Source organism: Mesorhizobium sp. M2A.F.Ca.ET.067.02.1.1, assembly GCF_004023285.1.
Taxonomy (GTDB): domain Bacteria; phylum Pseudomonadota; class Alphaproteobacteria; order Rhizobiales; family Rhizobiaceae; genus Mesorhizobium.
The window spans coordinates 1-4,056 of sequence record NZ_RZSB01000545.1 but is presented as its reverse complement, the minus strand read 5'-3'; the positions used below and the strand labels follow the sequence as shown (position 1 = coordinate 4,056).

Sequence of the window (4,056 nt, the reverse complement as noted above, 5' to 3'; positions counted from 1 at the left end):
CGATCTCTTCGTTTTGGACGCGCCGCATCTCTTCGACCGCCAGGGCGGCCCTTACGGCACCGCATCCGGCGCCGACTGGCCGGACAATTGGCGGCGCTTCGCGGCGCTGAGCCAGGTCGGCGGCGACATTGCCGGCGGCGCGATCTCTGGTTACCAGCCGGACATCGTTCATGCCCATGACTGGCAGTCGGCGATGACGCTTGCCTATATGCGCTACGGCAAGGCGGTCGGCGTGCCCTCCCTGATCACCGTGCACAACCTTGCCTTCCAGGGCCAGTTCGGCGCCGGCATTTTTGGCGAGCTCGGCCTGCCGGGCGTGGCGATGCAACTCGACGGCGTCGAATATTATGGCGGCGTGGGCTTCCTGAAGGCCGGTCTCCAGGCCGCCTGGGCGATCACCACGGTGAGCCCCACCTATGCGCAGGAGATACGCTCGCCGGAATTCGGCATGGGCCTCGACGGCCTGATCAACATGCGCGCCACCGACCTTTACGGCATCGTCAACGGCATCGATGTCGACATCTGGAATCCCCGGAACGACAAGCATCTGGTCGCCAATTATTCGGCCGAAACGCTAGAGGCGCGGGCCAAGAACCGCAAGGCGGTCGAAGAGCGGTTCGGCCTGGAGGCGGACGGCAGCCCGATCGTCTGCGTCGTCAGCCGGCTGACCTGGCAGAAGGGCATGGACATACTGGCGGCGGTCGTCGACGGCATCGTCGCCGCAGGCGCGCGCCTCGCCATTCTCGGCTCGGGCGATGCGGGCCTGGAAGGCACGCTGCTTGCCGCCGCCGCGCGCCATCGCGGCCGCGTCGGCGTCGTCGTCGGTTACGACGAGGGGCTGTCGCATGTCATGCAGGGCGGCTGCGACGCCATCATCATCCCGTCGCGCTTCGAGCCTTGCGGGCTGACCCAGCTCTACGGCCTGCGCTATGGCTGCGTGCCGGTCGTCGCCCGTACCGGCGGCCTGGCCGACACCATCATCGACGCCAACGAGGCGGCGTTGTCAGCAGGCGTCGCCACCGGTTTCCAGTTCGCGCCCAACAATGGCGGCGCGATGCTCCATGCGATCCAGCGGCTGGTCGAGCAGCATGCTCGCCCGGCGACCTGGGCTTCGATCCAGCGCCAGGGCATGAAGGCCGATGTCTCCTGGGACAAGAGCGCCGAAAGATACGTCGAACTCTATCGCTTGCTGCATTCGAAAAGGGCTGCCTGAGGCATGATAAAAACCGTCCCCACCAAACCCTATGCCGACCAGAAGCCCGGCACGTCCGGCCTGCGCAAGAAGGTGCCGGTGTTCCAGCAGGAGCACTATGCCGAGAACTTCATCCAATCGATCTTCGACGCGCTGGACGGTTTTGAGGGCAAGACGCTGGTGATCGGCGGCGACGGCCGCTTCTACAACCGCGAGGTCATCCAGAAGGCCATCGCCATTGCCGCCGGCAACGGCTTCGGCAAGGTGATGGTCGGCCAGGGCGGCATTCTCTCGACGCCCGCCGCCTCCAACGTCATCCGCAAATACAAGACATTCGGCGGCATCATCCTGTCGGCCAGCCACAATCCCGGCGGTCCGCACGAGGATTTCGGCATCAAATATAATGCCGGCAATGGCGGCCCGGCGCCGGAGAAGATCACCGACGCGATCTTCGCCAGGTCGAAGGAGATCAAGAGCTTCAAGATCGCCGATATCGGCGAGATCGACATCGACACGATCGGCACCGTCAAGGCGGGCGACATGACCGTCGAGATCATCGACCCGGTCAAGGACTATGCCGAGTTGATGGAGAGCCTCTTCGACTTCGAGGCGCTGAGGAAGCTCTTCAAGTCCGGCTTCCGCATGCGTTTCGATGCCATGCACGCGGTGACCGGTCCCTATGCCAAGGAAATCCTCGAACGCCGGCTCGGCTCGCCGGACGGCACCTGCCGCAACTTTAAGCCGCTGCCGGATTTCGGCGGCCATCATCCGGATCCGAACCTGGTGCATGCAAAACATCTCTATGACGAGATGATGGGGCCCGACGCGCCGGATTTCGGCGCCGCCTCCGACGGCGACGGCGACCGTAACCTGATCATCGGCAAAGGCATCTTCGTCACGCCCTCGGATTCGGTCGCGATGCTCGCCGCCAATGCCAAACTGGCGCCGGGCTACAAGGACGGCCTGAAGGGCATCGCTCGCTCGATGCCGACCAGCGGCGCCGCCGACCGCGTCGCCGAAAAGCTCGGCATCGGCATCTACGAGACACCGACCGGCTGGAAGTTCTTCGGCAACCTGCTCGACGCCGGCATGGCGACGATCTGCGGCGAGGAAAGCGCCGGCACCGGCTCCAACCATGTGCGCGAGAAGGACGGCCTTTGGGCGGTGCTTCTATGGCTCAACATCCTCGCCGCGCGCGGCGAGAGCTGCAAGCAGATCGTCACCGAGCACTGGGCGACCTACGGCCGAAACTACTATTCGCGCCACGACTATGAGGAGGTCGAGAGCGACCGCGCCAACGCGCTGGTGGATGAGCTGCGCGCCAAGCTCGGTTCGCTGCCCGGAACGAGCGTGCGCGGCTTGAAGATCGCCAAGGCCGACGATTTTGCCTATCACGATCCGGTCGACGGCTCGGTGAGCAAGAACCAGGGCATCCGGATATTGTTCGAAGGCGGCTCGCGCGTCGTGCTGCGCCTCTCCGGCACCGGCACCTCTGGCGCGACGCTGCGCGTCTATATCGAGCGCTACGAACCGGACAAGGCCAGGCACGACCTCGACACGCAGGAAGCACTCGCCGACTTGATCGCCGCCGCCGACGACATCGCCGGCATCAAGAGCCACACCGGCCGCAACAAGCCGAGCGTGATTACTTGAGGGTGGCGGGGCGCGCCTTTCCTTCCCCCCTTGTGGGGGAAGGTGGATCGGCGCGTAGCGCCGAGACGGATGAGGGGTGCTGGCCGGATCGCCGTCGTCGCCAAGCTGGAGCACCCCTCATCCGTCGCCTTCGGCGACACCTTCTCCCACAAGGGGAGAAGGGGGAGCCTACATGACCCTCGGCGCCACCATCACCGCCGAAGGCATCCGCTTTGCCGCCTGGTCCTCATCGGCGCGGCGCCTCTGGGTCTCGCTTTTCGACGACAGCGGTGCGCGCGAGATCGACCGGCTGGAGTTGAAGTCGGAAGGCGAGGGCGTGCGCGCGCTCCTTGTCTCCGGCCTTGGTAGCGGCTGCCGCTACGGCTTCCGCGCCGATGGCGACTATGCGCCGGAACGCGGCCTGTGGTCCGATCCCGACAAGCTGCTCACCGATCCCTACGCCGTGGAGATCGATCGTCCCTACCAATACCATTGGCGGCTTGCCGCCAAGCGCAACGAGGGCGCCGACACCGCACCCCTGATGCCCAAGGCGATAGTGGTGGCGCCGCTTGAGGCGGTGGCGCCTTTGCCACCCCTCTTCAATCCCGGCGGCCTGATTTACGAACTGAATGTCCGCTCCTTCACCAGGCTCCATCCCGACATTCCGGAAGCGCAGCGGGGCACCATCGCGGCGCTCGCCCATCCCGCCATCATCGAGCACCTGAAGCGTCTCGGCGTCTCGGCCGTCGAACTGATGCCGGTCACCGCGTCGATCGACGAGCGGCACCTGCCGCCATTGGGCTTAAGCAACGCCTGGGGCTACAACCCCGTTACCTTCATGGCGCTCGACCCGCGCCTGGTGCCGGGTGGTCTGAGGGAGTTGCGCGACACCGTCGCCGCGCTGCGCGAGGCCGGCATCGGCACCATACTCGACCTCGTCTTCAACCATACCGGGGAGAGCGACCGGCTCGGGCCGACGCTGTCGCTGCGCGGGCTCGATGCGCTGGCTTACTACGGGCATCAGCCGGATGGCCAACTGGTCAACGACACCGGCACCGGCAACACGGTAGCCTGCGATCATCCGGTGGTGCGCGAGATGGTGCTCGACACGCTCCGACACTTCGTCCGCTTCGCCGGCGTCGACGGCTTCCGCTTCGATCTGGCGCCGGTGCTCGGTCGCGTCGATGGCGCCTTCGATCCGGAAGCGCCGCTGCTGCAGGCTATAGCCGGCT

Annotated in this window: 3 protein-coding genes; all 3 read left to right on the top strand. The window is 65.8% G+C overall.

The features are described from left to right. The coding region (gene glgA, locus EOA28_RS27125) for a glycogen synthase GlgA (protein ID WP_128315468.1) at positions 1-1,213 on the top strand (1,213 nt) is incomplete at its 5' end. Between the two features lie 3 nt (positions 1,214-1,216). Continuing rightward, a complete protein-coding gene (locus EOA28_RS27120; protein WP_128315467.1) occupies positions 1,217-2,845 on the top strand; it encodes an alpha-D-glucose phosphate-specific phosphoglucomutase in 1,629 nt (542 codons plus the stop codon). 172 nt (positions 2,846-3,017) lie between these two features. Next, a partial coding sequence (locus EOA28_RS27115) for an alpha-amylase family glycosyl hydrolase (protein WP_245501603.1) occupies positions 3,018-4,056 on the top strand: 1,039 nt, incomplete at its 3' end.